The 24,774-nt window shown below is 61.3% G+C and carries 25 protein-coding genes; 10 read left to right on the top strand and 15 right to left on the bottom strand.

The genetic code is table 11. The features are described 5' to 3' along the window. Window positions 1–36: 36 nt before the first annotated feature. Complete coding sequence (locus QTL95_RS06445; RefSeq protein ID WP_289719133.1) at window positions 37–2,250, top strand: methyl-accepting chemotaxis protein; 2,214 nt, start codon at window positions 37–39, stop codon at window positions 2,248–2,250. A 60-nt stretch (window positions 2,251–2,310) separates the two neighbouring features. Here QTL95_RS06445 and QTL95_RS06440 read toward each other — a convergent pair whose 3' ends face one another. The 4 genes from QTL95_RS06440 to QTL95_RS06425 all read right to left on the bottom strand — a co-directional run bounded on the left by QTL95_RS06440 (window position 2,311) and on the right by QTL95_RS06425 (window position 8,201). Then, window positions 2,311–5,388: an AAA family ATPase gene (locus QTL95_RS06440; protein ID WP_289719132.1), complete on the bottom strand. Its 3,078-nt coding sequence runs from the start codon at window positions 5,386–5,388 to the stop codon at window positions 2,311–2,313. Next, window positions 5,385–6,527: an exonuclease SbcCD subunit D gene (locus tag QTL95_RS06435; RefSeq protein WP_289719131.1), complete on the bottom strand. Its 1,143-nt coding sequence runs from the start codon at window positions 6,525–6,527 to the stop codon at window positions 5,385–5,387. Before QTL95_RS06435 ends, QTL95_RS06440 begins: the two co-directional genes overlap by 4 nt. A gap of 278 nt (window positions 6,528–6,805) precedes the next feature. Next, window positions 6,806–7,669, bottom strand: coding sequence for a siderophore-interacting protein (locus QTL95_RS06430; RefSeq protein ID WP_289719207.1), 864 nt, complete (start codon window positions 7,667–7,669; stop codon window positions 6,806–6,808). Between the two features lie 334 nt (window positions 7,670–8,003). Beyond that, complete coding sequence (locus QTL95_RS06425) at window positions 8,004–8,201, bottom strand: hypothetical protein (RefSeq protein WP_289719130.1); 198 nt, start codon at window positions 8,199–8,201, stop codon at window positions 8,004–8,006. Between the two features lie 437 nt (window positions 8,202–8,638). On the opposite strand from QTL95_RS06425, the gene QTL95_RS06420 reads away from it, so the two are divergent. From QTL95_RS06420 to QTL95_RS06395, 6 genes are all read left to right on the top strand, one after another. Continuing rightward, window positions 8,639–9,070, top strand: a complete 432-nt coding sequence (locus tag QTL95_RS06420) for a helix-turn-helix domain-containing protein (RefSeq protein WP_289719129.1) — start codon at window positions 8,639–8,641, stop codon at window positions 9,068–9,070. Window positions 9,071–9,073: 3 nt separating this feature from the next. Further along, window positions 9,074–10,915, top strand: coding sequence for a peptide antibiotic resistance protein (locus tag QTL95_RS06415; protein ID WP_289719128.1), 1,842 nt, complete (start codon window positions 9,074–9,076; stop codon window positions 10,913–10,915). Window positions 10,916–10,938: 23 nt separating this feature from the next. Then, on the top strand, window positions 10,939–11,151 hold the full coding sequence (locus QTL95_RS06410) for a hypothetical protein (RefSeq protein WP_289719127.1): 213 nt from the start codon (window positions 10,939–10,941) through the stop codon (window positions 11,149–11,151). 48 nt (window positions 11,152–11,199) lie between these two features. Beyond that, entirely contained in the window at window positions 11,200–12,354 is a 1,155-nt protein-coding gene (locus QTL95_RS06405) for a YcaO-like family protein (protein WP_289719206.1), read from the top strand. After that, complete coding sequence (locus QTL95_RS06400) at window positions 12,351–13,058, top strand: TfuA-like protein (protein ID WP_289719126.1); 708 nt, start codon at window positions 12,351–12,353, stop codon at window positions 13,056–13,058. The genes QTL95_RS06405 and QTL95_RS06400 overlap by 4 nt, the downstream gene beginning before the upstream one ends. A gap of 98 nt (window positions 13,059–13,156) precedes the next feature. Further along, a complete protein-coding gene (locus QTL95_RS06395; RefSeq protein WP_289719125.1) occupies window positions 13,157–13,411 on the top strand; it encodes a hypothetical protein in 255 nt (84 codons plus the stop codon). Window positions 13,412–13,428: 17 nt separating this feature from the next. On the opposite strand, the gene QTL95_RS06390 is transcribed toward QTL95_RS06395, so the two are convergent. Beyond that, a complete protein-coding gene (locus QTL95_RS06390; RefSeq protein ID WP_289719124.1) occupies window positions 13,429–13,875 on the bottom strand; it encodes a GNAT family N-acetyltransferase in 447 nt (148 codons plus the stop codon). Window positions 13,876–14,459: 584 nt separating this feature from the next. Between QTL95_RS06390 and QTL95_RS06385 the strand changes: the two genes are divergently transcribed. Continuing rightward, entirely contained in the window at window positions 14,460–15,251 is a 792-nt protein-coding gene (locus QTL95_RS06385) for an aldolase (protein ID WP_289719123.1), read from the top strand. 113 nt (window positions 15,252–15,364) lie between these two features. Further along, entirely contained in the window at window positions 15,365–15,574 is a 210-nt protein-coding gene (locus QTL95_RS06380) for a cold-shock protein (protein WP_037184966.1), read from the top strand. A gap of 39 nt (window positions 15,575–15,613) precedes the next feature. On the opposite strand, the gene QTL95_RS06375 is transcribed toward QTL95_RS06380, so the two are convergent. The 4 genes from QTL95_RS06375 to QTL95_RS06360 form a co-directional block, all read right to left on the bottom strand. Next, window positions 15,614–16,384, bottom strand: coding sequence for a DUF1194 domain-containing protein (locus QTL95_RS06375; protein ID WP_289719122.1), 771 nt, complete (start codon window positions 16,382–16,384; stop codon window positions 15,614–15,616). Window positions 16,385–16,495: 111 nt separating this feature from the next. Next, complete coding sequence (locus QTL95_RS06370) at window positions 16,496–17,485, bottom strand: potassium channel beta subunit family protein (protein ID WP_289719121.1); 990 nt, start codon at window positions 17,483–17,485, stop codon at window positions 16,496–16,498. Window positions 17,486–17,587: 102 nt separating this feature from the next. Next, entirely contained in the window at window positions 17,588–17,800 is a 213-nt protein-coding gene (locus tag QTL95_RS06365; protein WP_037184975.1) for a hypothetical protein, read from the bottom strand. 103 nt (window positions 17,801–17,903) lie between these two features. Next, entirely contained in the window at window positions 17,904–18,320 is a 417-nt protein-coding gene (locus QTL95_RS06360) for a YbaN family protein (protein ID WP_289719120.1), read from the bottom strand. A gap of 217 nt (window positions 18,321–18,537) precedes the next feature. Between QTL95_RS06360 and QTL95_RS06355 the strand changes: the two genes are divergently transcribed. Next, complete coding sequence (locus QTL95_RS06355) at window positions 18,538–19,497, top strand: bile acid:sodium symporter family protein (RefSeq protein ID WP_289719119.1); 960 nt, start codon at window positions 18,538–18,540, stop codon at window positions 19,495–19,497. Window positions 19,498–19,542: 45 nt separating this feature from the next. On the opposite strand, the gene QTL95_RS06350 is transcribed toward QTL95_RS06355, so the two are convergent. The 6 genes from QTL95_RS06350 to QTL95_RS06325 all read right to left on the bottom strand — a co-directional run bounded on the left by QTL95_RS06350 (window position 19,543) and on the right by QTL95_RS06325 (window position 24,471). Beyond that, window positions 19,543–20,487 carry a 2-hydroxyacid dehydrogenase gene (locus QTL95_RS06350; protein WP_289719118.1) on the bottom strand — a complete coding sequence of 315 codons (945 nt, stop codon included), beginning with the start codon at window positions 20,485–20,487 and terminating at the stop codon, window positions 19,543–19,545. Between the two features lie 78 nt (window positions 20,488–20,565). Further along, complete coding sequence (locus QTL95_RS06345; RefSeq protein WP_289719117.1) at window positions 20,566–21,354, bottom strand: transporter substrate-binding domain-containing protein; 789 nt, start codon at window positions 21,352–21,354, stop codon at window positions 20,566–20,568. 65 nt (window positions 21,355–21,419) lie between these two features. Further along, window positions 21,420–22,379, bottom strand: coding sequence for an agmatinase (locus QTL95_RS06340; protein WP_289719116.1), 960 nt, complete (start codon window positions 22,377–22,379; stop codon window positions 21,420–21,422). Window positions 22,380–22,388: 9 nt separating this feature from the next. After that, window positions 22,389–23,045: an amino acid ABC transporter permease gene (locus QTL95_RS06335; RefSeq protein ID WP_289719115.1), complete on the bottom strand. Its 657-nt coding sequence runs from the start codon at window positions 23,043–23,045 to the stop codon at window positions 22,389–22,391. Next, window positions 23,045–23,848 carry an amino acid ABC transporter ATP-binding protein gene (locus QTL95_RS06330; protein ID WP_289719114.1) on the bottom strand — a complete coding sequence of 268 codons (804 nt, stop codon included), beginning with the start codon at window positions 23,846–23,848 and terminating at the stop codon, window positions 23,045–23,047. Before QTL95_RS06330 ends, QTL95_RS06335 begins: the two co-directional genes overlap by 1 nt. Beyond that, window positions 23,845–24,471 (bottom strand): urea carboxylase-associated family protein, encoded by a 627-nt coding sequence (locus tag QTL95_RS06325; protein WP_289719113.1) that lies wholly within the window; start codon window positions 24,469–24,471, stop codon window positions 23,845–23,847. Before QTL95_RS06325 ends, QTL95_RS06330 begins: the two co-directional genes overlap by 4 nt. Between the last annotated feature and the right edge of the window lie 303 nt (window positions 24,472–24,774).

Here is a 24,774-nt window from a genome sequence, read left to right as displayed (position 1 = left end):
TCCGGCCGCGGCTGTTACTTTCAGTGGTGATTTTTTATGGATGAACTCAACATTAAGCGGCCTCTTTGGATCCGCATTACTGCCTACGGATTTGCAGCCGTACTCTTCGCCAGCGCCGCCATCGGCGGCCTTGGCTGGTACCGGCAGTCGGAAATGAACGACCGCGCGCTTCAGAAAGAACTAGAAGGCGATCTCGCGGTCATCCAGACGGATATGCAAGCGCAGAAGCGCGCTGCCGCAGCGATGGCGCTGGCGCTGGCCGGCGAGCCCGAAACGGCGGATCTGATCGCAAGCAATGCCCGCGAAGCCATCGTTGCGAAATACGCGGCCAACATGCCGAAGATCATGGCCAATGGCCTGCAGCTCATTACCTTCAGCAACGCCAAGGGCGTGGCTGTTGCCCGCATTCATACGCCGGACAAGTTCGGCGACGACCTGACCAGCCGCCGCAAGACCATCGTGGCCGCCCTCAAGGAGGGGAACCTTGTTGCCGGCACCGAGCCCGGCCGCACGGCGGTCAGCATGTTCGCGACGGCACCCGTTATCAAGGACGGCAAGACGGTTGGCGTGGTCGACGTCGGAACCGCGCTGACAAACGATTATTTCGCCCCGTTGGCGAAATCGGTCGATGCCGCGATCGCCATTCACATCAAGGTCGATGGCAAGCTCGATATCCAGGCCTCGACCTTCGCCGATAAATCCATCCTGACGCCCGAGCAGGTTCAGGGCGCCTATGATGGCGAAAACGAGCGGCGCTTCGCCACCGTCGACGGCAAGGATTTCGTCGTCGAGGCCGTGCCTTTCACAGACTTCTCCGGCGCCAAGATCGGCGTTCTCGAAATCGCCTCGGACGTCACGCCGATCGTCGTCGCCAGCAGGCAGGCTCTGACGGCAACGCTCGTCGGCACGGTCGTCGTGTCGCTGCTGTCGCTGGTTGGATTCCTGATCTTCGCCCGCTCGCTCGCCGGCCTCATCCGACGCACCACCGTCACCATGGGCCGGCTGGCAATTGGCGATCTGCAGGCCGACATCCATGGGCAGGAGCGTCCCGACGAAATCGGCGCAATGGCGCGCGCCGTCCAGGTCTTCAAGGAAGCAGCCAACGAAAACAAGCGCCTGGAACGCGAAGCTTCAGAAGCTCGCGCAACCCAGCAGGCACAACGCGACAGCCAGCTTCAGATCGACAACGCCAAGGCCGAAGACCTCCGTGCTTTCGTTCACGCCATCGATCAAGGATTCAGCGCGCTGTCCGCCGGCGACCTGACGGTTCGCATGGAGAACTCCGTCGCGCCTGAGTTCGAAACCATTCGGGTCAAGTTCAACGACAGCATCGCGTCTCTCGAGGGAACCGTCAGTTCGGTCGTCAGCGCCGTCAGCACCATCAGCGCCGGCTTGCAGCAGATTTCGAGCGCCTCCAACGATCTCGCCAAGCGCACGGAACAGCAGGCGGCAAGCCTGGAGGAAACAGTCGCGGCGATCGGCGAAGTGACGACCGCCGTCAACGAAAGCGCCAAGGGTGCCAGCCAGGCGAAGGTTGTCGCCGCCTCGACCCAGGACAAGGCCGAGCGAGGCGGACAAATCGTCGGCAATGCCGTCAACGCGATGGCCGCGATCGAGCAGTCGTCGAACCAGATCAACACCATCATCGGCGTTATCGACGACATCGCCTTCCAGACCAACCTGCTCGCACTGAACGCCGGCGTCGAGGCTGCGCGTGCTGGTGAAGCGGGGCGTGGTTTCGCCGTCGTCGCGCAGGAAGTCCGCGGGCTGGCGCAACGCTCCGCCGATGCGGCGAAGGAGATCAAGACGCTGATTTCCACCTCGGCCACACAGGTCAAGCAGGGCGTAGACCTAGTGACCGCATCGGGCCAGTCTCTCGATGCCATCGTCGTCGAAGTGGTCCAGATGAGCCAGTTCGTCAACACGATCACGGCGAGCACCAGTGAACAGGCAGTCAGCTTGCGGGAAGTCGCAAGCTCCGCAGATCACATGGACAAGGCAACCCAGCAGAATGCCGCGATGGTCGAGGAGACAACAGCCGCGACGCAAAGCCTGTCGCGCGAAACACAAAACCTCGCCGACATGGTGGCCGGCTTCAAGACCCGGTCGACCCCGCAGGCCCGCCGCCCGGCTGCCGCTCCTGTCGAGCGCGCGCCGGCAGCCAAGCACGCGTCGATCCCGCAGATGCGCCATACCGGGAACGCCGCCGTGGCCTATGCGCCGTCGGCCGATGGCTGGGATGAGTTCTAAGGCTCGCAGTCAATAACAGCATCGCGCGCCGCCCGATCGGACGGTGCGCGGTGAAACATGCTATGCCAATCCGCGCGCCTCGATAACGCTTCCGAGCGGCTGCTTGCGAATGTAGAAGCCGTTTGGAATCGTCTCCTGCACCAGCGGCACATGCGAGATCAGCCCGACGACGCGCCTCTGGCCCGCCAGATTGCTCAGCACCTGAAGAACCTGATCGAGCGTACCCGACTCGTTTTCCGTATCGAGACTGCCGAAGCCTTCGTCGATGAAGATCGTATCGAGCCGCACCTGCCCGCTCGTGCTTTCGACGATATCCGAGAGCCCGAGCGCCAGCGCCAGTGCGGCCATGAACGTCTCGCCGCCCGACAGCGTCGCGGTCGCCCGCGCCTTGCCGGTGTGAACGTCGAAGACGCGAATGCCGAGGCCGCGCCGCGAACGGCCGCTGCCGCCCTCGATCTCGCGCTCCAGGCTGAAGCGCCCGCCGCTCATCGGGCCGAGGCGATGGTTGGCGGCGAGCAGCACCTGATCGAACATCGCGCCGATCGCATAGGTCTCGAGATCGAGCCGCAGTGGGTTGTCGGCATTGAAGAGAGCCGCGAGCGTGCGAAGCGCACCCGTTTCAGTTTCGATCTGCTCAAGCCGGCGCAGTTCGCTGGCGATGTCGAGCTTCAGCTTCTCTAGTTGCCGCAAGTGCGCCTGAGCTTCGGCGCGCGCCGTCTTCACCGCATCGAGCGCTTGCTCGACGAGTTGATGTGCTTCTTCCAAAGCGGCCACATCCGGCCGCTCCTTGTCTTCTACGGCACGCTTTGCAGCGTCCAATCCATTTCGCGCAACCGCGAGCGCACTGCGATATTCGGCGACCGCTCCGGAATCGGCGTCGATGGTCTCAATCCACTGCTTGAACTGCTGGAATTGCTCAAGGCCGAAACCGCTTGCCTCAAGGCGCCGCTGGAATTCCGCGCCGTTCTCTTCGCGGCGAATCTCCGCCTTCTCGTGCGCCTGCCTTGCCGCATCCGCCGCCATGTTTGCAACGAGAGCCGCCTCGCGCGATGTTCTGGCATCCTCCTCGGCCGCTCTCGCCGCTTCGATCCGGGCCGTCAGCTCCCGCATTCTCTCCGCCAGCCGCCCGGCAAGTACGGTCGCAGACCGCAATTCCTGGGGGATCACGGCGATCGCCTGTTCGAACCGGTCGCGGGCAAGCGCTTCTTCCGTCCTTGCTGCATCGAAGGCGACGCGCAGGGCATCCCACTCCACTTCCGTCGACCGGATTTCCTCCGATGCCTGAGCGAGTCCCGCTTCTGCAGCGGCAAAATCTACGGTTGGACCGAGTGCCGCGATCTCGCCATTCAGGCTGGCGATTGTTTCGCGCAATTCGCCCGCGGCCTGTTCGGGCTTCGGCAATTGATCCAGTCGATCCCGGCGTTCCTGCCATATGGCCTCGGCGGATGCGCATTGGCGCGCGGTTTCCTGCTGCCTGACCTGCGCCTGATCGCGGGCAACCTTCGTTTGCCGGAATGTCTGGTCTAACCCGGTATGGCCGACGCCGCCGGCGGCAGGCAGGGGATGCTCGACCGAACCGCAGACGGGGCAGGCATCGCCCGGCGAGAGCTTCGCCGCCAGATGAACCGCCTGCGCATCGGCCAGCGCGCGCTCCGCAGCCTCGAAGCGATCCCTGGCGTCGGCGAGTTGCCGCGTTGCCGCCGCATCGATGTCCTTGGCCGCCTGCAACTCAACAACGGCCTTCTCGGTCGCGCCGACGGCTGCGCCGTAGCTCTCCGCGATCTTCAGCGCGCCCTCGGCAGCCAGAGCCTCGTGCTGCAGCCTCTGCCGCGCAACATGGTTTTCCCGCGCACGTGACAGCGCCCGCTCGGCATCCGCCTTCCGTGAGAGCATGTCGGCAAGCCGCTTTTCGACGGCGTCGAAATTCCGCTTCGCCTCCCCGACAGACGTACGGGCGTCCGCTGCCTTTCGGGCATAACCATCCGCATCCTCGAGGGTCTTCTGGTGGCGCTGCAACTCTTCGGTCACTTGGCGAACGCCTTCGATCTCCGACGACCGCGCCAATTCCACTTCGTGCAAACCGGCAGCTGTTGCGGCCTTATCCGCAGCGGCAGCGCTATTGGCGATCGCGGTATTCATATCCGCTGCAGCTTGTCTCGCTTCATGTTGCGCCGCAAGCGCATGGCGCTCCACGTCAAGCAAAGCCTGCGCGCGGCGCGCATTGTCCACCCGCTCCTGAAGCAGCCGGATGCTCTCCTCCCGAGCGACCAGCGCTTCCAGTTCACGCTCGGTTCTCTCGACCGACCTGAACTGATCCTCGACCTGCCTCGCGGCAGCCAGTTGCAATCGCGAGGCCTCAAGTGCTTGTGCCGCTTCGGCTTCCTTCAGCGCTTCGGCCTCATTTGCCGCCCGGGCCACATCTATGCCGGCGACCAGCGCATCAGGGCTCTCGAAACCAGCCATGGAGAGCTGCCTGGCGCATAATTCGCGTTCCTGACGCACTTGCTTCTCGGCGGCGGCGGCATCCTCCTTGAACTTCGCGGCCATGCGGCGATACATCGAGACGTCGAAAAGCTCGCGCAGGATTTCCAGCCGCTTGTCGGTCTTCGCCGCCATGAAGGTCTCGAACTTGCCCTGCGGCAAAAGCACGATCTGCCGGAACTGCTCGGCGCCGTAGCCGAGCAGCTCGATGACGGCATCGCGAACGTGGCTGGTCTTTTTCTCAGCGATCACCTTGCCGGGATTGGCCTCGGTTATCTCCTCCAGAGCAAGCCCGGTAGCGTCGAACAACCACGCCTCGTGCGTATCCCGCGTCTCGCCTTCGCCGCGTTGCTTCGGCCGCGTCTGTTCCGGGCGGCGGCGGAGCACATAGCGCTTGGCGCCGATATCGAAGACGAACTCCACTTCGGTCGGCAAGGTCGCATCGGCATGGTCGGAGCGCAGCGATGTCGTGTCCTGCTCGGCCTTGGCCGCCTCGCCGAACAGCGCGAAGGTCATGGCGCTGAAGATCGACGACTTTCCGGACCCTGTGGGGCCGTAGATGCCGAAGAGCCCGGATGCGATCGCCTCGCGAAAGTCCACCACCGCGCGACCGGCATAAGGCCCGAAGGCCTGCATTGTCAGCCGGACCGGTCTCATGCGTCTACCTCGACCTGCCGCAGATCCGCCAGTGCGGACCCGATCAGCTCCAATTCCGCCTCGGCGGGATCTTCGCTGCGCACCTGCAGAAGGAAGTCGCGGATGACCTGCGCCGGATCGTGCACGGCGGCCTGCAGCCCGACGAGGGACTTGATCTCGGGCGCCCGTTCGTCGCGGGCATAGACGATCTGGCAGGCATTGGGGTATCGCTCGCGCAGGCGCTTCATGGGATCGATCAGCGGCACCTCGTCGGACAGCACCGCCTTGATGAAATCATCCGACGGCTCGCCGCTCAGGAGATCCTCCATCTTTCCGCGCAGAATTCTTACGCCACGGGCAGGCTTGAACGGGATCGTGGCAATTGCCGCAGCACCGTCACCATCGAGATCGACCAGCGTCATGCCCTTTGTCCCACCAGCCTCGTCGAAACCGAATGCGAGCGGCGCGCCGGAGTAGCGGATATGCGGTGCCCCGACATGATGCGGCAGATGCAGATGGCCGAGCGCCACGTAGTGAGCGCCTTCGAAGGTATCGTGGCGGACGGTCTCGATTCCGCCGACGCGTGCCAGCGGCCGTTCGGCGTCGCTGGTCGCTCCCCCTTCCACGAAGGCATGCGCCACTACTACCCATCGCGCTCCCTCAGGGACATGGCGCCGGGCCGAGGCGATCTGGGCGCGAATGACGTGCTCCGGGATGGCGATGGTCTCGTCGCCGAAGCAATCGCGCGCCGCGAACTCGTAGGCGAAGGGCAGGCCTGAGAAGGCGACCGGGCCTGAAGCATCGTGCAGGACCAGCGGAACCTCCTCGGCCAGAAGCGCGCCACGGATCAGGGCACGCCGTGCGTCGGTCATGACCGACATCGAGCCGATACGGTCGCCTGAATCGTGGTTGCCAGCGATCATGACGACGGCTGCGTCGGTTTCACTCGCCACCCTGCGGAGAAAGTTGTTGAACTGACGAACCGAACTTGCCGGCGGCGCGGCGCGGTCGAAGATATCGCCGGCGATGATGAAGACATCCGGTCGATGTGTCTCTATCGCATCGAGGAGCTGTTCCAGGATCGCGGCATGATCCTCCTCCAGCGATATGCCGTGGAACTGGCGTCCGAGATGCAGGTCCGCGGTATGAAGAATGCGCATGATCAGTTCCGTTTATTCGCGGTGCCGCGGGGCCTGTCGCCGCTGCCGCGCGGCAAGTGCAGCGGCATCCACGTGCATTGGGACTCGACGAATCCGTGAATCCGTTGTCTGGAATATACGGCAAAATGCCCATTTCCTCATGGGTCCGTATGGCTTATCCCCACGCATTTCACCTCGGCCGGCGCTTGCTTTCATGGGAGGGCAGCGAGCGGGTTCTGCCAAGAACTGAAACGGGAAAAGCGCTAAGCGACGCATGGTAAGTTACGGCGTGCGTGCACTCACAGATCGAATTTCTCCAACGTCGTCTCGAGCTCGTCGCGCACCTCTTCCTCGTCACGGCCGGAAGTCCAGGCGGCTTCGATCTGCTGCCGGATAGCCGGGTCGAGGGCCTCCCACGCGGCTGTCCACTCCTGCCGCTTTTCAATCCAGTAGGCGACCAGCTTGTAACGATCGGCCGGAAGCTTGAGCTCCTGGCGAACATATTTACGGATCGCACGGACAGCCTTCTGCTCCCCGGCAACCCAAATATAGCCGGGAGTGGACGGAAATCGCACCGACCGCATGATCTCTTCCAATCTGCTCGGCGCTATGCCGTTCCCGCAACCGTGCAACCACGTGACGGTCGCGCCGGGATGTTCGGGAAGACTCTGCTCGTCCGCAGCAGACGCGACCTCGATGAATATTCGGGACTTGATCCCGCGTGGTGTCTGTTCCAGCAGACGTGCAAGGGCCGGGAGACCGGTGGCGTCGGCAATCAGCAATTGCCATTGCATGTCGTCTGGAGGCACATAGAGGCCGCGTGGATTGTTGATGACCATCTCGTCGCCAAGCCGCGCGGATTGCGCCCATTCGCTGGCAACGCCTCCCTCGTGCACGACAAAATCGATATCCATTCGCTTTGCCTCGGCATCGAAACGGCGAACCGTGTAGGTCGCGCAACGAACCGGCGGCTTACCCTCGGGATAGGTCCAACCACCATTTTCATCGATGATCGGCAAAACCAATTCGCCGGTTTCCGTGTCGGGAAAGAACAGCCGAAGATATTCGTCGCCAATGCCGGAGGAATGGAATGCGGCCAGATCGTCGCCGGCGAACGTCAATCGCACCATACCCGGTGTGAGCATCCGGCGATCCGCAACCATAATCCGATGAAATGTCCTGTTCATGTCGCGCACTTGATCCTGCGAGCCTCATTACGCCTTCGAGCGCTTCCCGTTCGACGTGACGGAAGACGGCAAGCGGCCGGCAGACGATCGTGTGAGATTTTCCGTCGCCAGCCTGCACCTGCAGGCGGCGGCATAGCTGTGGCATAGAACCGGTCGCGAGATCAACAATAACATGATCGCGTTTGTCATGAAATCGGCCTATGTGGCCTGCGATAGACTGGCGCCGCCACATGCGCTTGCGCGCTAAGCGTTCAAGCCTATGGCCATGCCGACGGCGCATCTATTCCGTCGGCACAAGGATAGCGAGGCACTAATGCCTGGCAGCTTGCTGCTTGGCGACGGTCAGGATGTAGTCATCGGCGACATCGGCGATAGCCATGGCGATTTCGGCCGAGGAAAACTGAACCAATTCCTCCCCGAAGATGATCCGATGGACGGCTTCCTCGACCTTCTGTCGGCAAGCGAAGAGCCTGTCTGCGTGGCTGACTTCTATTGTTGGCAATTCCATGGTGCTTGTTTCTCCGGACTCTTGGCAAAGGTCATCGAACTGATCGGATCGCATATGAAAATCTTTTCTTGAGTGGCAAATCATCGGTTCGAGGGCCGGCCATTGTCGAAACCGACGACCCGTGCCATTCCTAGAACTTCGATGAGCAGACAATAATCACAAAGAGGCAAACACGTGCGTGAAATCGACGTGACACAATCGTCGGTCGCATATTTGAGAATATTCCATCTGAAACAATGCTGATTCTGTGGCCAGCAAGGAAGCCAGGGAGACCGGTCCATTCAAAGCTGGCCATGCATTCCGGGCACCGTTGGGCGCCCACAAACTCATCGCCGTTGCCGCGGTGATATTACGCATTTGCAAAATGTACTTTTGGTTGCATTTTTCTGAGAAAGCGTCATGATGCCGCTCTCTTCTCAACGTGGGATGGACGGACGATGAAGGCAAAATCTGCGAATGCCGTTGATGTCTACGTCGGGGGCCGTGTCCGACAGCGGCGCAAAGCGCTTGGCATGAGCCAGAGCAATCTGGCGGAATCGCTGGGCATTACCTTTCAGCAGATCCAAAAATACGAAAAGGGCATCAACCGCATCGGCGCGAGCCGCCTGCAATTGATCGCGGATATTTTTGCTGTGCCCGTTGGTTATTTCTTTGAAAATGCCGCTCCTTCCGAGATGATGGGAGCGCGGGCGGAATCGGACGAGATTGCCCAATTCATGAGTTCCAAGGAGGGCATTGCCCTGAGCAAGGCATTCCTTGCCATCGAAGATGCAAATGTCCGGCAAAAGCTGCTGGCTCTGGCGAGAAGCCTTGGCGCTTCGAGCCTCTCCAGCAACAACTGGGAGCAACTGGAAACCGGCAGAGGATAATTCGTGCTGCATCTGCAAACATTTGGCGACCTGCGCATGAGCGACGAGACCGGCGAAGCTGTGCGCTACCCGGCCAAGGCCGTGCTTATGGCCGCCTATCTATTTACCTGCAGAGAGCATGAACTCAGCCGCCACGAACTGGCGGAGTTTCTCTGGGCCGACGCCGAGGCTGAACTGGCCGGTCTAAACCTGCGCAAGTTGATTTCGCGTATACGCCAGGTGGACGGCGCCAACGACAACGTTCCCTTTTCAATTACCCCGACCGCGATAAAGCTGCGCGTCGAACTGCTTTCGGTCGATCTTGAGATCATCGATGCCGACACGCCGGCACTCGATAAGTTAAAGGCCATTGCCGACCTGCTGCGTCGCGACTTTGCCGGCAGCATCAGACCCGCCACTCGCTTGATCGAGGCGTGGATCGAACGAGAACGGCATCACCATCACCTGAAACTGCGCGAGGCGTTGCTGGCAGCGCTCCCACAGGCCGAAAGTGCGGAGGATTTTCGCGCGCTATCGGCCGCCGGCCTGTATCTGCTGGAAAAGGATTCCGGAGACGAGCAGATCAGGGCGATGCTGCGTGAACTGCCGGGCACAAACCGGGTCGGAGACAATCTGGAACCCAGGTCATCTGCGACGAAGCATTTCGCCCGTCCGCAGGGACCCTACGAGGCATCGACTGTTGGCGCTGGCGAGAGTTCCACGCCGGCGCTGCCTCGCATGGTCCTCCTGCCGCCGACCTCGGACGGTAACGAAGCCGGGCTGCCCCTTGCCGGCGCGCTGATCGAGGATGTCACGATCGAGCTTTGCGCACTGAGAAACATATCGATCGTCGCACCACATACGGCCGAGCAAATCCGGCGCGATTCCGATAAGTCCACCGTTGTCGGCCGCTACTCGATTTCATATCTGCTGGACACGAGATTGTCCGGCGAGGGCCTCTACGCGCAGCTCATCTACTTCCCAACGGATGAGATCATCTGGGCCACACGGTTTTCGATGACCGCCGACACGTTGCCCACGCAGAGGCGGCTGATTGCCCAGCAACTGACGGCGTCGGTGGTGACGGAACTGGCGAAAAAGGAACAACAACGCCTCAGTTGGGAAGCGAGCCCGCAGGCCTACCATTCCTATCTCATCGGCGCGAGCTTGGTCGGAAAACTCACGCTTCCTCATATTCGGCGTGCGCGCGCCGCCTTCAAGGAGGCTCTAAGGTACAACGGCGATTTCTCGCCCGCCTTTACCGGCCTGTCGCGCACCTATACCAGCGAATGGCTCGTGACGGCGCAGGGCAACGAAGAGCTCCTTCGCATGGCCGAGCAGAGCGCCGCAAGAGCGATAGAACGCGACGAAGGATCCCCCGGCGGCTTCCGCGAGCTCGGCGTAACCAAACTCTATCTTGGCGATGTCGACGGCAGCGTCGAGGCTCTTCAACTGGCCGAGGAATTGAGCCCGCACTTTGCCGACGTCATCTATAGCCACGCGGACACCCTCGTTCACGCTTCCCGGCCCGCGGATGCACTTGCCAAAATACAGAAGGCGATGGCGCTCAATCCGATATCGCCCGACTCCTATCTCTGGTGCGCGGCAGGCGCGAGCTACTTCCTCGAGAGATATGAGGAGGCCATGGATTATGTCGGTGCCATGAAGGACAAGGCGCCTGCCCACCGCATCGCGGCCGCGAGTTGCGCGATGCTCGGCGACAGGAAGCGGGCCCAACTTTACCGGCAACGCGCCGAAGCCGTGAATCCGGTTTTCGATGTCGAGAAATGGCTCGCGGTCGTACCGTTCAAGGAATCTTGGCAGAAGGATCTCTATCGGGAGGGCCTGCTCAAGGCTGGCTTCTGATAGACAACACGAGGGGAAGTCTGATGGCAAAGGCAGTTGTTTTTGGCGTTGAAGGCGAAGCAGGGCTTTGGATCGCCGATCTGGAATCCGGTACCGTAAAGCCGATCGACGTGACGGGCGATCTGGCGAGAGTGGCTGAAATCCGCAAGGCTGGCGGCACATTTGCCAAGAAGGTCGACTTCGCGATTGCCGTCTCGTCGGCAAAGGAAGCCTTCTCCGGTCACGTCGTCGGCTGAACTCGTCCGCTGACCGACGGTCCCTTGGCGAGATATTCCGATCGCACCATGTCGCCGGCGAAGACCCTTGAGCGGGTTACGCCGCTGTTGGCTGCGTTCGGTATAACCCGCGTTGCGCGCCATACCGGCCTCGATTGTATCGGCATCCCTGTTTGGTGTGCCTATGCGCCCAACGCGCGGTCTATCGTGGTTGCGCAGGGTAAGGGTCTTTCCGACGATGACGCGAAGGTTTCCGCAGTCATGGAAGCATTGGAACGCGCCGTCGCCGCAGAACCGGCTGTGCAGACGGTTTTCGCGACGCCGAAATCACTGTGCGAGGCTGGACAGGACTTCGAGAGACTGGACAGCCTTATCGGGCAGGGCAAGGATGATATCGCGCCCGACGACGATATCGAGTGGGCGGCCGCCCGCGAGCTGCTGTCGGGCCGTCAGGTCCATGTCCCCTATGAGGCGGCCATCCTCGATCAAACGCGCGACAGCCGCTTCTGGATGTCGTCGGATGGCCTGGCTTCGGGCAATACACTCGATGAGGCGATCTTTCATGGCATCCTCGAACGGATCGAGCGCGATGCCTATATCCTCTGGCAAGTGGGAAGTGACGATAGCCGTTACGCGAGATGCGTCGACCCCGCCGGCTTCGGCGATCCTGAGCTCGATGGGCTGTTGGCGAAGATCCTCTCGAGCGACCTGTCAATAAAGCTCTTCGACATCACCAGCGACATCGGCATCCCCTGCTTCAGCGCCCTGCTGGCGCCGAAAGCGGTATTGCACGACCCGAACGTTCGTTTCGTTGAAGTTACCGGCGGCAGCGGCGCCCACCCTTCCCCCATCCGCGCGGCGATCCGTGCCATAACGGAAGCCGTGCAGTCCCGCCTGACCTATATAAGCGGCGCGCGTGACGACATTTCGCCGGAGACTTTTTCTGAACGCCTGCCCGAGCAGACGAGAAGTGCATTCGCCGCACTACCCAGGTTGCCAACATTGGGTAGGGCGGCGGAACAGGCGTCCCTCGGCGAACACCTCGATCATGTGCTTTGCGCATTGAAGACGCGGCAAATCGGCGCCGTAATCGCTTTGCCTCTCTCCGCGCCATCGCTTCCGTTCAGTGTCGTGAAAATTTTCATTCCAGCGCTGGAAAACCCGGCCGGGAACCGGGCGCGACGCTTCGGCCCCCGGGCGATCGCGGCGGCGATCCTGACATGAGGGTCGTATTCGTCGGTCCCAGCCTTCCCGATGCCGTCGCCTTTTCCGAAAGTCGCATCGATATCCGTCCGCCAGCGGTACAAGGCGATGTGCTTCGGGCCGTGCGCGATGGCGCAACGGTAATCGGCATTGTCGATGGCGGCTTCGAATACACGGCACCGATCTGGCACAAGGAAATTCTCCATGCGCTCTCGCAAAACGTAACTATATTCGGCGCGGCGAGCATGGGCGCTTTGCGCGCCGCCGAATGCCAAGCCTTCGGCATGATGGGTATTGGACGCATATTCAAGGAGTACGCGAGCGGCGTCACTGTCGACGATGCCGATGTTGCGTTGCTCCACGGTCCCGCGGAATTGGGCTGCAAGCCACTGACGTTGCCGCTGGTGAATGTCAGGTCGACACTCGATCATCTCGAAGATGCCGAACTCATTTCACACCAATTGCGCGTCGCTCTGCAGACAGCCGCCGCCAGCCTCTTCTTCAAGCGCCGCAGTTGGCGTTCGGTTGTAAGCAACTGCGGTCCAGGGCTTATCGAGAACGCCGAAGTGCTGCTTGAGCTGCTCGTCACGGGGACGATCGACCAGAAGCGGATAGACGCGCTGGCCTTGGTGGAGGCAGTGCTCGCCACGCCGGAAGAACGCAGCTCTCAAGAGGTCGGGTGGAAACTGCATCAGACATTTCTCTTTCGTTCCGGCCGGACATAAGCTGGCTTCGCCATTCATCCAAGGTTGTGTCACGCGTTTTTCACGCGCCCGCGACATCCGCTGCCGGTATGATCGACGGCGATATTGGGGGACTGAGCATGGGCACGACATCGGCGAACTTTACGGGCGAAAGCCTCAACGAACGATCCATCGACGATCTGGATGAGCTGGCGGCGCTTGCGCGAATGGTCACTTATGCCAGGTACGTGGCGCAGGATGTCGAGCTCGCAAGCGCGATACACTGGCTCGATCTTGCGCTTCAGGCAATCAATCGCGAGATTCTCGACATACCAAACGCTGCCGTTCGCGACTTTGCTCCCTTTGGCGGCGCGGCCCAACTCAAGGCGCATTGAACCGGCCGGCGGTAAACCTATCGCAGCAGCTTGGTGTAGATGCCGAGCTTGCTGGATTGGGTATAACCGTTACCCCGATAGTAGTCAGCGACTCCGCCGTCTCGTTGCGATACCAACCAAACATGCAGGTAATCGGCGGCCCGAGCCTCGCGTTCGATGTGCCGCAATAGAGCGGATCCAAGCCCCTTGCGCTGATACGGCGGCATGATGGCAATCTCCGCGACCATCAGTCCGCGACCGGCCACCGTCGTATGAGGAAGCGCAAAGCCGAAGCCGATTAGACTATCTTCCAACACCGCGCCTATGGTCAGGCAGCCAGGTGTTGTCGTCATCTCATTCAGACGAGCTACAGCATTTTCAATCGACCATTGCTCGAACCACGGCGGTTCAGCATATGCCTGGACTATGATTTCTGCGCTACCGGCCGCCTCGTCAGGCGTTATTGCTCTAAAGTGGACTGACATTCATACCTGCCGCTAGTTGATAGGCACGCGAAGGTAATCCTCCGGTGCCCCATCCCAGCGTCCATGCACCGACGCTGCGATACCATTGGTTCGAGCGAAAAAGCGCCTGCGCCGCCCTCGCCCGACTGTTACACCGATCGCATGCGCGGCCTTGTTCGCTCCTCTGCCGCAACGCGCCGACCGGCAACTAAGCACAAGCCTGCCAGAAAGTGTTGTGACTTCATCGTGACACGCGTATTGCGCGAACCGATGGCGCGACATCAACGGCGCCAGATTGAAACTATCGTAATATTTACGCGGGCTTAGCGTGGTCAAGGCACAGTCCGACAACCTCACGACGATGGAGTTCTCGCCATCAGAGAAAATATCGGGGAAATGGCTAGACCGCCTTGTCGCCGGTGATGTCAGGCATCAGAAATCCGACCTTGCGGCGGCGCGCGAACTCGGCTTTCGTGCGGTTCGAGCAGACCATGGAACCGGCGCAAGCCACTGAGCGATTATCGTCGCGACGAAATGATACCGACGCTCGACAACGTGCCCGGCCTGCTTTTAACTGCCGGCTGGATTTTACTGCAGAGGACCTGATGGCTCACGAACTCAATCTTCCCAACGGACAACCGGCCATTCTGCGCAATGCCTCGCTCGATACCGAGGAGATCTGGCAGGCGCGTGTCGATCTCGCCGCCTGCCTGAGAACGGCGGCGAAGCTCGGTCTGGAAGAAGGCATCTGCAATCACTTCTCCGCCGTCGTGCCCGGACATCCCAACCTGTTTCTCGTCAACCGCCTCGGCTGGGCGTTCCAGGAAGCAACGGCATCATCGCTGTTGATCTGCGACTTCGAGGGCAATGTCGTGGAAGGCAACGGCGTGCCGGAGGCGACCGCCTTCTTCATCCATGCACGTCTGCACAGGATGTCGCCGAGGGTCGGCGCGGCCTTTCACACCCATATGCCGAATGCGACGGCGCTCAGCATGATCGAAGGCGCCCCCTTCGTCTGGGCCGGGCAGACGGCGCTGAAGTTCTATGGACGCGTTGCCGTCGACGAAAACTATAATGGCCTTGCGCTCGACGAGAGCGAAGGCGACAGGATCGCCGCCGTGCTGGGTGACAAGGACATCCTGTTCATGCGCAACCACGGCGTCATGGTCTGCGCGCCGAATATCGCTGAAGCCTGGGATGATCTTTATTATCTCGAGCGCGCCGCCGAAGTGCAGATCAAGGCAATGAGCACGGGAAGATCGCTGCTGCCGGTGCCCGAGCACATCGCTGCGGCGGCGGCAAAACAGATACGCGAGGGCGATCCCGAGAGCGCCCGGATGCACCTGGAGAGCCTTCATCGCGTTCTCGCTCAGACGGTGCCCGACTACCGATCTTGAGACGGCTCGCCGAGACGAGTTTCGGTCTCGCGCAGATATCTTCGCGTTTCCCTCTTGCCAAACAAGTCGCCAACCTTATGTTGGCGACGCTGGGAAACAACCGAGGATATAAAGTGGCAACTGGTACAGTTAAGTGGTTCAATTCTGAAAAAGGCTATGGCTTCATCCAGCCGGATAACGGCGCGCCTGATGTGTTCGTTCACATCTCTGCCGTTCAGCGGTCGGGCCTTCAGGGTTTGAATGATGGCCAGAAGGTCAGTTTTGAGCCGACGCAGGATCGCCGATCCGGCAAGACCGCCGCGGAAGATCTGCGCGCGCTCTGACACCCTGCGACAGCCGCATCACCGATGCGGCTGTTTCACTCAGCGGTCGAAGAGATTCTGCCACTGTTTTTCGCCGATGAGGCAATCGCTTCCCGCCTGAGTGGCTGCGATCTTCTTGACGAGCGGATCCAGTCCGCTGACTTCAAGCACCAGCTTGCGGCGGATCGCGACAGCGAAGTCCTCCACCTTGTGAACCGGCAGCACGAACGAGCCCGGTCCCCCGATCACGCAATCCGCATAATATCGGTCGAGTCCACCCGGCGCTTCCGATGGCCGCAGCATGATTGCCAGACCGTTGATGGTGATGCCGGCCGCTACCGCCTTGTCTCTTACAGGCAAGACCGGATCACCGGAATTGTTCGGTCCATCCCCTGATACGTCGATCACCTTCCGCATGCCGCTATAGGGACTGGAGACGATCATCGTGGCGCCTTGCGCGACAGCCGCCGAAATCGAGGTGCGTCGCTGGGTGATAACGGGACGCGCCTCCAGCTTGTCGGCAAAAGCATCGGCATCCTGCTTTGTTTCGATCACCGTCCAGTCGATGACGGAGTCGGGCACCACATAACCCGCCCATTCGAAATAGCTGATGGCAATGCGACCGGTCAGGCCGTTCCTGACCGCGTTCAGGAATTCCTGATGCTTCAGGGCCTCGACATAGCCCTCACGCTGGATGCGGACTTCGTCGAGATCCATCGAGCGCGACGTGTCGACCGCCAGGACAAGGGCGACGTCGACTTCGTTGCTTGCGGGCGCCGCCGTCGCGGCGACACCGGTAAGATTCATGAGCACCGCGAGCGTTGTGAGCATCAACCGACCTGCGCTATCCAAGTCTCACGACTGTAACATAGCCTCGCGGGATCGCGACCGCCCGCGAGGCGCGGGCTTTCAATTTTCGTTGATCGCTTGCACCTCTTGGGATCAGAACCGTGCGGGCGCGGCCGGCTTGTTCCTGACGATGGCGTCGATCCGCTCAAGCACGTCAGGCGTCAGCTTGTCCTTATGAGCGAGTGCCGCAAGGTTATCCTCCAGCTGGCTCTTGCGCGACGCGCCGAGAATGACCGTGGAGACGTGTGGGTTTGCAAGGCACCAAAGCAGCGCGAGATGCGTGATCGACAGATCGATCTCCTTCGCAAGACCAGCCAACTCGCCAACCTTCGCCAACTGGGCGCGACCCGCCTCGCTCGTCCACTTCTCCTTCAACCATTCGTAGCCGGGCAGGTTCATGCGGCTGTCGTTAGGGACGCCGTTGTTGTACTTGCCGGTGAGCACGCCCGACGCCAGGGGAGACCAGATCGTCGTGCCGAGGCCCATCAGATCGTAGAGCGGCAGATAGTCGCCTTCGACCTTCTGGCGCTCGAAGAGGTTATATTGCGGCTGCTCCATCGTCGGCGGGGTGATACGCAGGTCGCGGGCAACGGCATAGGCTTCCGTCAGCTGCTGCGCCGACCATTCCGATGTGCCCCAATAGAGGATCTTGCCCTGCGCCACGAGATCGTGCATCGCGCGCACCGTTTCCTCGATCGGCGTATCGATATCCGGCCGGTGGCAGAAGTAGAGGTCGAGATAGTCAACTTGCAGCCGCTTCAGCGCTGCGTGCGCCGCATCGGTCACATGCTTGCGCGAGAGCCCGCGCTGCGTCGGCTTGCTGCCACCCCAGAAGACCTTGCTGGAAACGACGAAGCTGTCGCGGCTCCATCCCAGCGTCTTCAATGCCTCGCCCATGACGATTTCGGATTTGCCGCTCTCGTAGCCTTCGGCATTGTCGAAGAAATTTATGCCGTTGTCATAGGCATGCGCCATCAGGCTCACGGCATCGTCGCCCTCGACCTGCCTGCCGAAGGTGACCCACGATCCGAACGAGAACTCACTGACCTTCAGGCCGGATCTTCCGAGGCGACGATATTCCATGGCATTTCTCCTCCAGTAACGGTGAGAGCAACATAGGGCGATGCGATGGGCAAAGCCAACCGCCTTTTGTCGCAACCAATTCGCCGCCGACGGAGGCGCCCGCTAGAACTTGGTATTCTTCGACAGGTGCCATTCGCCCGTTTCGTCCGCTTCCACCCGCTTGTTGCCGCGGTAGAAGATCGGCAGGCCGGTCTTCTTGTCGATGGAAAAGCGGCTCGGCGTAAACTTCTCCTGCTCCCGCCCCTGCGTGGCCAGGCCGAGGGCTTCCTTGAACTTGCCGTCCTTGCACAGGCTCTTGAAGAGTTTCTGGTCCATGCATAGCTCCACTTGTCTGAGACGTTTTAGGTGATCACCTGTCAGCCTTGAGACATCGGGTCAAGCCCGCAAGCATCCTGCGAGGACTTTCCGGGCCACCTCGTCAAGCGTCGGGACGGCTTATCACATAGCCCGCGCAGGCAAGCATGCCGGCGGCGACCGCGAGTGCCAACCACACGCTTGGCGCAACCGCCACGAAGAAGATCGCGTAACCCGTCAGCATTCCCAGCACCGCGATAAGCTTTATGTGGGGCGGAACGGCGCCATTCTCGCGCCAGGCGCGAAGCGTCGGGCCGAAACGCGGATGATCGAGCAGCCATGCCTCCAGCCGAGGCGATGATCGCCCGAAGCACCACGCCGCCAGGATCAGGAAGATCGTCGTCGGCATGACCGGTAGCAACGCGCCGATGAAGCCTAGCACGAGCATTAAGATGCCGAGCACAAGATAGAATATCCGCGCCGGTCTTGACCGCGGCACAGCTTGCTCCTCGTCGGATCGCTCGCGCGAACTCTCCACCATGAAACAAGCACTCCCATTGTTCGACTGATGCAATCGGCCTCGCCTGATCGTCTTCGCCTCTATCCCCAACAACCACCTCGGACGCAAGCCCGACGCAACCCCTTCGGCGCTACTTTCCGACAAAAAGCACCAGCAGTGGACGCTCACGGCCTCACCTGCGCTTGACACCCGGACTGTGAGGAATACTGCGCCGCAAAGACTATCTTAGGAGACTAAATTGAAAGCGCTCGCATCCTTCTCCGCGTTCGTCGGCAAGACGTTCGCACTCTGGGTCATCCTGTTCGCCGTGCTCGGCTTCTTCTTTCCCGAAACATTCAAGCACGTCGCTCCCTACATCGTCACCCTGCTCGGCATCATCATGTTCGGGATGGGCCTGACGATCTCGATCGACGACTTCAGGGAACTCGGGCGCCGCCCGCTGGAAGTGGCGATCGGTGTCGTCGCGCATTTCGTGATCATGCCGGCGCTGGCCCTGCTTCTTACCCGCGTCATCCCAATGCCGCCCGAAGTCGCCGCCGGCGTCATTCTGGTCGGCTGCTGCCCCGGCGGCACGTCGAGCAACGTCATGACCTATCTCGCCAAGGGAGACGTCGCGCTCAGCGTCGCCTGCACCAGCGTTACCACGCTTGCCGCTCCGATCGTAACGCCGTTCCTCGTCTGGATGTTCGCCAGCCAGTATCTCCCCGTTAACGCCTGGGCGATGTTCGTCAGCATCCTGCAGGTCATCATCCTGCCGCTGGCGCTCGGCTTCATCGCGCAGAAGGCGTTGCCGCGCCTCGTCACTGCCGCGATCCCGGTCTTGCCTCTGGTCAGCGTCGTGGGCATCGTCCTCATCGTCGCGGCCGTCGTTGGCGCCAGCAAGGGTGCGATAGCACAGTCCGGCCTGCTGATCTTCGCCGTCGTCGTGCTGCACAACGGCCTCGGCTATCTTCTCGGATTCTTCGCGGCCAAGGCCTTCGGCCTCAACCTGTACAAGCGCAAGGCGCTGGCGATCGAAGTCGGCATGCAGAACAGCGGCCTCGGCGCGGCGCTTGCGACCGCCTACTTCTCGCCGCTCGCGGCGGTGCCGAGCGCCATCTTCAGCGTCTGGCACAACATCTCGGGGGCGCTGATCGCCAACTACTTCTCGAACCGTACGGAAGATGACGAGGCGGAACCGGTCACGGCCACGCGATAGACTGAAACGAGCAACGGCTTGCCAAAGCGAGCCGTTGCTTTCTGATCAATAACCGCGCGCGAAATCGATGCCGTCGGGCAACATGCCGGAAGCACGGAACGCGGCGATATTGGCGGCTGCGATCTTCGCCGCTGTCGATTGATTGGTCGGCGCCGAGATATGTGGCAGAACGGTAATGCCCGGGTGGCTCCAGAGCGGGCTTCCCTCCTCGAGCGGCTCCGTCTCGAAAACGTCGAGCACCGCATGCTTCAGCCGACCCTTATCGAGAGCCGCCATCAGATCGTCCGTGCGGACGATCTTGCCGCGCGCGAAGTTGATGAAACCCGCACCTTCTGGAAGACGCTCGAACTGGCGCGTGCCCAGAAGGCCCGTGGTCTCCGCCGTCAGCGGCAGCAGGCAGACGAGAATGTCGGACTGGGAGAGCATCTCATCCAGTCCCTGCGCGCCGGAGAATGTCCTGATTTCGGGAAGCTCCCTGGCGGTTCGGCTCCAGCCGGCGACATCGAAGCCGGCCAACAGCAGTTTTTCCGCAGCGGCACTTCCGAGTTCGCCGAGTCCAAGTAGGCCAACACGCGTGTCCCGCGCCGCGCGATAGGGCAACTGCTTCCATACGCGGTCGCGCTGCTGGGCGCCGTAGGCCGGCATGTCGCGCGAGAGATAGAGTGTCCAGGCAAGCACGGCTTCTGCCATGGTCTCTGCCAGACGTGGATCGATGAGCCGAACGATCGGCGGAGCGAATCCCTCGAGCTCCAGCACCAGCCGCTCGACCCCGGCCCACAGGCTCTGCACCCATTTCAGGTTAGGCAAGCGATTGAGATCGGCCGGATCCGGATTGGCGACGATCGCGATCTCGGCGCGCTCCAGCTCGGCACCGGACATGTCGCCGATGGGCAGAATGGTCTCCGCCGGCATGGCCGCCCGTAAGCTTGTCAACCAGGCTTCTTCGGCGGGCTTCGAGAGGCGGGTGACGAGAGCAATCAAACTGGGCATGCGGCGATCTTTTTCTTGTCGAATTGAATGCTTTGGAAAGAAGAGCGGCGGGCCCGTGACGAGCCCGCCGCGACGGTCTTACTGGATGGTCTTGATCGGATCCTTCGGCGCCGGATCGAAGCCGACGAGATCGGTCGTCAGCTTTGCATAGGTACCATCGGCGACCATATCGGTAAGCGCCTTGTTCACGGCCTCCACCAGCTGCGGCTTGCCCTTCTTGAAGGCAAAGCCCTTCTGAACGTGGCTGACCGCATCGTCGGTCATCTTGAGCGGCATGTTGGCGGACTTGATGGCGTAAGCGGCAGCGATCGCATCGGTAATGACAGCGTCGACATTGCCGTTGACGAGATCCTGCATGGCGTCGGACTCGGCCTTGTAGCCCTTGGCCGTGGCGCCCTTCTCTTCGGCGATCTTCGTCCAGTTCGAGGCGACCAGCGCACCGACCGTCTTGCCCTTGAGGTCTTCGGCGGTCTTGATCGGAGAATCGTTGCCGACGACGACGCGGCCACCGGATTCGAGCCAGCCGTTGGAGAAGGTCACCTGCTGCTGGCGGGCTTCCGTGATGTCCATCGCGGCGCTGATCACGTCATACTGGTCCGCCTGCAGGCCGACCAGCAGCGAGTCCCACTTGATGAGGACGGGAGTGTATTCGAGGTTCAGGCGCTTGGCGACCTCGGTCATGACCCGGATTTCCAGGCCATCGAGCTTGCCATCGGGCGAGCGCATGCTGAACGGGGCGTAGGTGCCTTCGGTGGCGACGAGCAGTTTGCCCGGCTGCAGCAGCTCCAGATCGGCGGCCTGCGCCAGGGAGGTCATCGCCATGCCGGCAAGCGCGGCGGCGGTTACGATCAACGTCTTCAGTTTCATGTTTCAGTTCCCTGTTTGTGTTTTCACGGAGTTCATTCACGCGGCGTCGTCACGCCGGTTTTCGTTCAGCCCGGCGATTGAAGCCGCTGGGAAGCAAGCAGTGCCATCAGTTCGGCCATCACGGTGGCCGCCATCAGCGCGGTGATCTGGCCCGGGCCGTCATAGAGCGGATTGGCCTCCACCACGTCGCAGCCCACGAGATTGATGTCCTTCAGTGCGCGCAGGATCTGCAGCGTCTCGCGCGCTGTCGGCCCGCCGGCTTCCGGCGTCTGCACGGCGGGTGCCGCCGAAGGATCGATGAAGTCCATGTCGAACGAGAGGAACACCGGTCGCCCGGCGACGCGGTCGGCAATGCGCTGCGCCAGCGCGGCCGGCCCGAGATCGAGCGTCTCATCCGTGGTCAGCACGTCGTAGCCGAGATCGATAGACTGGCTGATGTCGTTCTTCTGGAACAGCGAGCCGCGCATGCCGATCTGGATTGAGCGGCTCGGATCGATGACCATTTCCTCGACACCGCGGCGAAAGGGCGTGCCGGCGCTGTACTTCTTGCCGGCGAAATACTTGTCCCAGGTGTCGTTGTGGGAATCGAAATGAACCAGCGAGATCGGTCCGTGCACCTTGGAAAGCGCCCTGATCTCGGCAAGCGAGATGGAGTGGTCCCCGCCGATGCCGAATGGCACGATGCCTTCCGCCGCCAGCGCCGCCACCGATTCCTCGATGCGTTCGAGCGATTCCATTTCGTAGCCCGGCACGACGTTGGCATCGCCGACATCGGCGATCCGCAGCGTCTCGAAGACGTTGATGTTGCCCCGATAGGGATTGATCGGCCGCAACATGACCGACATGGCGCGAACGGCATTGGGTGCGAAACGGGCGCCGGTGCGATAAGGTCCGCCGGAGTCCGACGGCAGACCGATGACCGCCGCGTCCAGTCCCTTCAGGGTCGTTGCCTGCGGCAGGCGCATGAAGGTCGGTACGCCGCAAAAGCGAGGAGTTTCCAGTGAATCGATCGGAAGAACGGACATCTTGCTTCCTCAGGCCATCTTGGCATAGCGGCGCTCCAGCCAGGAGGCGAAGAACGTCAGGATTGTCGTCAGCACGAGATAAATGACGGCGACGGCGATGTAGAATTCGAAGGGGCGGAAGGTGGCCGCGATCAGCGTCTGCGCGTAGAGCGTCAGTTCCACCACCGTGATCGTCGACAGAAGCGACGTGTTCTTCAAGGTCGAGATCGCCTCGTTGGTGATCGACGGCAGGATGATGCGAAACACCTGCGGCAGGATGACCGTGCGCATCGTTTCGCTGGGGCTGAAACCAAGCGCCAGCGCCGATTCCATCTGGCCACGGGGAATGGCGGTGAGGCCGCCACGGACGATCTCCGCCACGTAAGCGCCGCTGTTGACGCCCAGCGCCAGCACACCGGCGGCGAACGGCGACAACCGTATGCCGAACTGCGGCAGGCCGAAGTAGATGATGAAGACCTGAATCAACGTCGGCGTGCCGCGAATGAACCAGATGTAGAAGCCGGCCGCCACGCGAGCCGATTTCCACTTGGAGCGCTGCGCCAGGGCGGCCAGCAGGCCGCATGCCCAGCTCACGACGATGGTGAGAAGGGTCAGGGCAAAAACCGTCCAGGCGGCTTCGAGGAAGCCGGGTCCATACAGACGAAATTCTTCAATGATACCGCTCATCAGGCCTGCGCTCCACGATCGCTGGAAATGGAATGACCAACCTCGTCATGCAGGATGCGATGAAGGAACTGTTTCAACCTGTCGCTCTCGGGGTGGCGCAGGACATCCGGTGTTCCCTCCTCCGCGATCACGCCCTTGTCGAAGAACATGACGCGGGAGGAAACGTCCCGCGCGAAGGCGATCTCGTGGGTGACGAGCAGCATCGTCATGCCGTCGGCGGCAAGCGACGCCATCAGCACCAGCACCTCATGCACCAGTTCCGGGTCGAGCGCCGATGTCACTTCGTCGAACAGCATCAGGCGTGGCTTCATCGCCAGCGCGCGCGCGATCGCCACGCGCTGCTGCTGGCCGCCGGACAGACGGGCCGGATAGCTGTCGCGCTTCTCATAGAGCCCGATGCGGGCCAGAAGCGCCTCGGCTTCCTCGACCGCCTGCGCCCTGGGCATCTTCAGGAGGCGCATCGGCGCGTGCGTCACGTTTTCCAGCACGGTCATGTGAGGCCAGAGATTGTAGCTCTGGAAGACCATGCCGACGCGCGAGCGCAGCGACTGCAATTGCGCCGGCGTCGGAAAGAAGCGCGAACCGCTGCGAAAATCGAAGGACAGTTCCTCGAATTCCATGAAACCGGACTGCGGCATCTCAAGCGCGTTGATGGAGCGCAGGAACGTGCTCTTGCCGGAACCGCTGGCGCCGATGATCGAGACTACCTCGCCCGGCTCCACGGTGACGGACACGCCTTTCAGGACCTCGTTGTCTCCGAAGCTCTTGCGGATCTCGCGGAGTGTAAGAAGGGAGCCGGTCATGCGAACACCTCCGGGGGCAATGTGTCGACGATGCGCACGGCAATATCCTTGGGCGTGCGCGACGGACCGTTGATCAGCGTGATGTCCTGCGGGCAGGCGGAAAGGACAAGGAGCAGGTCGATTTCCGCACGCAGGACCACGAAGTCGCCGGCTGCCGTATCCGGAGGAACGCGATCGACTGTTCCATCATCGGTCACAGGTACGTTCATGAACAGGTTTAAGGATGCAGGCGTCTGCGGCAGCTCGATCCCGTACTCCGAAATCGCTTCGTGGAAATTATCGGTGCAGCTGCGATGATATTCCTGACAGCCCAGCTGTTGATAGAGCTCGTGGTTGCAGGGGCAAAGCAAGGTGTCGTGCCTGACCTTCGCGCTGTCCCTTATCATCGTCAGCATGGCGCGGCGGCGCGAGCTGATGAGCGCCATGCCCTCGGTGAAGAAGATATTGCTGTTCACGGAGCGCGTATGATCGAGCGACGACGTTTCGAACCGGTCCTCGGCCGCGAGTGCCCAGGTGTCGACGACCTGATTGCCGTGGGTGTTCGTGATTACCGCAAACTGGCCGGCCTTCATCTGAAAGGCGCGCCCCCTACTGGCGGGAACAGTCTCGTTGGATAGGCTCATTGACACTCGTTTCTCTCATACATTGCCGGGCTTGGGGCTGACTAAAAATGCAGCACCAGCCTTTGCCCGGCGACTGATCTCAACCCTATTCAGTATACCAGTGGAGTTCAAGTAGTAATTTCAACAATTTACAATTCAAAAATTAGGCTGATTGTATGTTATTTGCGCAACATATGCCCGCTTTTAGATCACATGGAGCAGGAGCAACGACATTCTTCCCGCTTCGCCTCAAAAACAGACATACCGCGATTGACGGCCGGATACTCGCGGTGTACCGAAATTTGCCGCCCTTCTTATCCCGAC

It is taken from the genome of Rhizobium sp. S152, assembly GCF_030380735.1.
Taxonomy (GTDB): domain Bacteria; phylum Pseudomonadota; class Alphaproteobacteria; order Rhizobiales; family Rhizobiaceae; genus Rhizobium.
This window is presented reverse-complemented; position numbering and strand designations above follow the sequence as displayed.

Coding starts and splice junctions, on each gene's coding strand:
- QTL95_RS06445 (WP_289719133.1), top strand. CDS start 37: ATGGATGAACTCAACATTAAGCGGCCTCTTTGGATCCGCATTACTGCC.
- QTL95_RS06440 (WP_289719132.1), bottom strand. CDS start 5,388: ATGAGACCGGTCCGGCTGACAATGCAGGCCTTCGGGCCTTATGCCGGT.
- QTL95_RS06435 (WP_289719131.1), bottom strand. CDS start 6,527: ATGCGCATTCTTCATACCGCGGACCTGCATCTCGGACGCCAGTTCCAC.
- QTL95_RS06430 (WP_289719207.1), bottom strand. CDS start 7,669: ATGGTTGCGGATCGCCGGATGCTCACACCGGGTATGGTGCGATTGACG.
- QTL95_RS06425 (WP_289719130.1), bottom strand. CDS start 8,201: ATGGAATTGCCAACAATAGAAGTCAGCCACGCAGACAGGCTCTTCGCT.
- QTL95_RS06420 (WP_289719129.1), top strand. CDS start 8,639: ATGAAGGCAAAATCTGCGAATGCCGTTGATGTCTACGTCGGGGGCCGT.
- QTL95_RS06410 (WP_289719127.1), top strand. CDS start 10,939: ATGGCAAAGGCAGTTGTTTTTGGCGTTGAAGGCGAAGCAGGGCTTTGG.
- QTL95_RS06405 (WP_289719206.1), top strand. CDS start 11,200: ATGTCGCCGGCGAAGACCCTTGAGCGGGTTACGCCGCTGTTGGCTGCG.
- QTL95_RS06400 (WP_289719126.1), top strand. CDS start 12,351: ATGAGGGTCGTATTCGTCGGTCCCAGCCTTCCCGATGCCGTCGCCTTT.
- QTL95_RS06395 (WP_289719125.1), top strand. CDS start 13,157: ATGGGCACGACATCGGCGAACTTTACGGGCGAAAGCCTCAACGAACGA.
- QTL95_RS06390 (WP_289719124.1), bottom strand. CDS start 13,875: ATGTCAGTCCACTTTAGAGCAATAACGCCTGACGAGGCGGCCGGTAGC.
- QTL95_RS06385 (WP_289719123.1), top strand. CDS start 14,460: ATGGCTCACGAACTCAATCTTCCCAACGGACAACCGGCCATTCTGCGC.
- QTL95_RS06375 (WP_289719122.1), bottom strand. CDS start 16,384: ATGCTCACAACGCTCGCGGTGCTCATGAATCTTACCGGTGTCGCCGCG.
- QTL95_RS06370 (WP_289719121.1), bottom strand. CDS start 17,485: ATGGAATATCGTCGCCTCGGAAGATCCGGCCTGAAGGTCAGTGAGTTC.
- QTL95_RS06365 (WP_037184975.1), bottom strand. CDS start 17,800: ATGGACCAGAAACTCTTCAAGAGCCTGTGCAAGGACGGCAAGTTCAAG.
- QTL95_RS06360 (WP_289719120.1), bottom strand. CDS start 18,320: ATGGTGGAGAGTTCGCGCGAGCGATCCGACGAGGAGCAAGCTGTGCCG.
- QTL95_RS06350 (WP_289719118.1), bottom strand. CDS start 20,487: ATGCCCAGTTTGATTGCTCTCGTCACCCGCCTCTCGAAGCCCGCCGAA.
- QTL95_RS06345 (WP_289719117.1), bottom strand. CDS start 21,354: ATGAAACTGAAGACGTTGATCGTAACCGCCGCCGCGCTTGCCGGCATG.
- QTL95_RS06340 (WP_289719116.1), bottom strand. CDS start 22,379: ATGTCCGTTCTTCCGATCGATTCACTGGAAACTCCTCGCTTTTGCGGC.
- QTL95_RS06335 (WP_289719115.1), bottom strand. CDS start 23,045: ATGAGCGGTATCATTGAAGAATTTCGTCTGTATGGACCCGGCTTCCTC.
- QTL95_RS06330 (WP_289719114.1), bottom strand. CDS start 23,848: ATGACCGGCTCCCTTCTTACACTCCGCGAGATCCGCAAGAGCTTCGGA.
- QTL95_RS06325 (WP_289719113.1), bottom strand. CDS start 24,471: ATGAGCCTATCCAACGAGACTGTTCCCGCCAGTAGGGGGCGCGCCTTT.